The organism is Synechococcus sp., assembly GCF_982614295.1.
Genome location: NZ_CEXBMR010000083.1, coordinates 1 through 3,194, shown reverse-complemented (window position 1 = coordinate 3,194; position 3,194 = coordinate 1). Strand labels below are relative to the sequence as shown.

Sequence of the window (3,194 nt, the reverse complement as noted above, 5' to 3'; positions counted from 1 at the left end):
ATGCCCCACCAATCAAGGATCAGCGCATTGGTAATCACCGTATCTACAGCGCCAGCAGCGCGGCTGCTCTGGCCTTGACCCATGCCATCACGAATAACTTTGCCGCCGCCAAATTTCACCTCATCGCCGTAAGAGGTGAAGTCTTTTTCCACCTCCAGGATCAAATTGGTATCTGCCAGGCGCAACCGATCTCCAGTGGTGGGGCCATAGGTTTCGGCGTAGCTGCGGCGATCCATTTGATATGCCATTAGTTATCTCCATCGAGGTGGCCGTTTACTTGTGCGTTGAAACCCACTACGCGGCGAGCACCAACAAAAGGCACTAATTCAACTTCCCTTTTATCACCTGGTTCAAAACGAATCGCCGTACCGGCAGGGATATTTAGTCTTTTCCCCCGGGCGGCATCCCGTTCAAATAACAAGGCTGCATTGGCTTCGGCAAAGTGAAAATGAGATCCCACTTGGATTGGCCTATCGCCGCTATTGGCCACCATCAAGTTGGTTACAGGCCGGCCGGCATTTAGCTCAATAAAGCCTGGTTCTGGAAGTAATTCGCCGGGGATAATCATCGAATTGGTTGATGCACGGTTACGAGCTTGGTGCCATCGGGGAAGGTGGCTTCCATTTGGACTTCGTTAATTAATTCAGCCACTCCATCCATCACCTGTTCGCGTTTTAGCCAGGTGCTGCCTTCTTGCATTAGCGCCGCTACGGTTTTGCCATCCCGCGCCCCTTCCAAGATTTGAAAGCTGAGCCAGGCCACAGCTTCTGGGTGGTTGAGTTTTAAACCCCTCGCTAGGCGCCGTTCCACCAGTAATGCGGCGGTAACGATCAAAAGCTTGTCTTTTTCTTGTGGAGATAGGTGCATGGGCTGCAAACACTGTTGAAAGATTGAGCTGTGCTGAAACTTTTACTGGAACTAATACCCACTTTGGCCCTAGGGCTTGCTCTGGGGTTGCGTTATCCGCTACTGCCTGGGCGAATAGCACCACTTTTAGTGCGCTACGGCATTCCATTAGGTGTGGCGGCATTGCTGCTGCGCTCGGGTTTAAATCGCGATTTTTTACTAGCGGCCGCGTTAGCGCTTTTTTTAATTGCAAGCGTGATGCTGCTGCTGCATTTGTTGCCGCCACTGAGGCGTTTGCTGCCTAATGGCGCCTTGCAGCTTGGGGCAGCCACCGGCAATACCACCTATTTCGGCATTCCAGTGGCCTTGGCTCTGCTGCCACCTCCTGCCCTTGGTGCTGCGATTGCTTACGACCTCGCTGCCACATTGTTGAGCTGGACACTGGGGCCACGGCTGCTGAAATCCAGCAGCGAGAGGCGCCGTTCCTTTCGCCGCGACCTTAGCCAAAGCCCTGCCACCCATGGATTTTTGCTTGCTTTTGTGCTGCAACTCACCCCTTGGCAAGAGCCCCTAGCAAGCCTGCTCTGGTGGCCCGCCCGTTTGGTGTTGTTGCTGGCTTTGCTTTTGGTGGGGATGCGAATAGGGGTGATGCAGCAGCAGGGTGAACTTGCAGAAGGTTTTAGCTGGCAGAGCTGGAGGAAATTAGCGCCGGCGTTATCGATCAAATTGCTGCTGTTGCCCTTGCTATTTGCGCTCGTAACAACTTGGCTTGGCTTACCTGGTTTAGTTGCGGATGCTTTGGTGTTGCAGGCGGCAGCCCCCACGGCGATTTCAGTGTTGTTGATGGCGGAAGCGGAGGGGGAAGGGATAAATGATGCGGCGGGTTTGGTATTAATCAGCACAGCTATGGCGCTCGTAACCGTGCCGTTGTGGTGGTGGCTAATCAATTGAGATTTCTGCCGCATGGATTTTCTTGAATCGGCCATACCCTCGGCGGCGTGGGTGCATCGAGGCAGCGCAATTCACGAATCAGCATCCAAAGGCGGCAAAACCAAAAGCGGGCAGCTTGGCTGGAAGGGCCTAGGTAACGGGCGATAACCCCCTGCGGCAGCTGGCTGATTGCCATTTCTCCCTCCAGTTCAAGGCTGTCTTGGCGTGCCTGCACTAGAAGTTGTTTGATTGCCTTTTGATCAAGCGGATTGGGCGCTGCCCACACGAGGCTGCCCAGCACCGGTTGCCCCTGAAGGCCATGGGCTGCGTTTAAGGAATTGCCCTCAATTTGCAGCCGATCTACCAGTTCCCAGCGGGCACCACTGCTTAAATGACGCTGTATTTCAAGGCTGCTGCGCCAGCAACCGCTACCCAAGGTTTCCCCCCTTGCGGTACGCCCCAACCGCACCACATCAATCCCCAGCCAGCTGGCATTTTCAGCCAGCTCTACCCGGTGCTGCTGCTGTAATAAACCGCCCTCAAATACAACGGTTTCTTGAGGTAACCATTCGAGATCAGCGCCGGCGGCAAGCTTGCTTTGCAACTTAATTTCAGCCCAACGGCCGTTTGGATCGAGGCGGGAGCGTCCCCTAGTGCCGTAGATCTTTTGAGCGGCCACGCTGGTAATTAGGGCGCAACTATTAGGGGCGAGTTCGAGCTTGATCGCTAGCTGATCTCCCCCCACCAGGCCGCCGGCGGTGTGCAGTAGCGGTAGTTCGCAACGGCCTGCGGCGCCGTTGAAAGGGCGCAAAAGCTTTAAAGGAGCAGTGGTGCCGCCCTGAAAGCTGGTGCAACCGAGGCCGTTGAGCTGAAATTGCAAATCAGCAGTTCCACGCCAACCGCATGGATTTATGCCAGCTTGGCTTGATGCAAGAGGAACAGAAGCCACTGTTGTTGCAGCAACGTTGCGATGCCGGCGTAAATATTGAATCTATTGGGGTGTTACTGCAATTACCACTAACCGCTGCTGAACGGCAGGTGAGCCGTGGTTTGCGCCGCTGTAGCTGCGGCAGGGAGGTGTTGTTGCAATTGCCAAGGGGGGCATATCTGCAGCCTGGCGAAGGCTTGGCTGCAGAAGCGGGCATACCACTAGCGGTAGTGGTTGCTGCAATAGAGCCGCTACTGGTGGTGTGCAGTGATGATCCGCTCGGCTTGCTGCAGGCGGCCTATCACCTTGGCAATCGCCATGTGGCATTAGAGGTGAGAGTTGATGAGTTACGCCTATTAGCTGATCCTGTTTTGGCGCAAATGTTGCAACAACGGGGCCTGAAAGTTTCAGCTCTGCAGGCTGCTTTTTTGCCGGAAGTAGGGGCTTATCACAACACTGAGCAACATAATCATCAAGATAATCATCAACA

At 54.6% G+C, this 3,194-nt stretch carries 5 protein-coding genes and 1 pseudogene; 2 read left to right on the top strand and 4 right to left on the bottom strand.

The genetic code is table 11. The features are described from left to right. The 3 genes and pseudogenes from ureC to AC2JC8_RS09870 all read right to left on the bottom strand — a co-directional run. Positions 1 to 248: pseudogene (gene ureC / locus AC2JC8_RS09880) on the bottom strand (urease subunit alpha); the annotation flags it as partial. Further along, on the bottom strand, positions 248 to 568 hold the full coding sequence (locus AC2JC8_RS09875; protein ID WP_295474674.1) for an urease subunit beta: 321 nt from the start codon (positions 566 to 568) through the stop codon (positions 248 to 250). The gene AC2JC8_RS09875 and the pseudogene ureC, both read right to left, overlap by 1 nt. Then, positions 565 to 867 (bottom strand): urease subunit gamma, encoded by a 303-nt coding sequence (locus tag AC2JC8_RS09870; RefSeq protein ID WP_255131428.1) that lies wholly within the window; start codon positions 865 to 867, stop codon positions 565 to 567. Before AC2JC8_RS09870 ends, AC2JC8_RS09875 begins: the two co-directional genes overlap by 4 nt. Before the next feature lie 30 nt (positions 868 to 897). Between AC2JC8_RS09870 and AC2JC8_RS09865 the strand changes: the two genes are divergently transcribed. Next, positions 898 to 1,797 (top strand): AEC family transporter, encoded by a 900-nt coding sequence (locus tag AC2JC8_RS09865; RefSeq protein WP_484594658.1) that lies wholly within the window; start codon positions 898 to 900, stop codon positions 1,795 to 1,797. Here AC2JC8_RS09865 and AC2JC8_RS09860 read toward each other — a convergent pair. After that, a complete protein-coding gene (locus AC2JC8_RS09860) occupies positions 1,790 to 2,725 on the bottom strand; it encodes an urease accessory protein UreD (RefSeq protein WP_484594657.1) in 936 nt (311 codons plus the stop codon). The two genes, AC2JC8_RS09865 and AC2JC8_RS09860, sit on opposite strands and share 8 nt — an antisense overlap. Here AC2JC8_RS09860 and ureE point away from each other — a divergent pair. Continuing rightward, positions 2,704 to 3,194 (top strand): urease accessory protein UreE (gene ureE / locus AC2JC8_RS09855; protein WP_484594656.1); only part of this gene is annotated, 491 nt, incomplete at its 3' end. The two genes, AC2JC8_RS09860 and ureE, sit on opposite strands and share 22 nt — an antisense overlap.

What these genes read in the sequence shown, in the direction of transcription:
- AC2JC8_RS09870 (WP_255131428.1), bottom strand. Translation starts at nt 867, where the DNA reads ATGCACCTATCTCCACAAGAAAAAGACAAGCTTTTGATCGTTACCGCC.
- AC2JC8_RS09875 (WP_295474674.1), bottom strand. Translation starts at nt 568, where the DNA reads ATGATTATCCCCGGCGAATTACTTCCAGAACCAGGCTTTATTGAGCTA.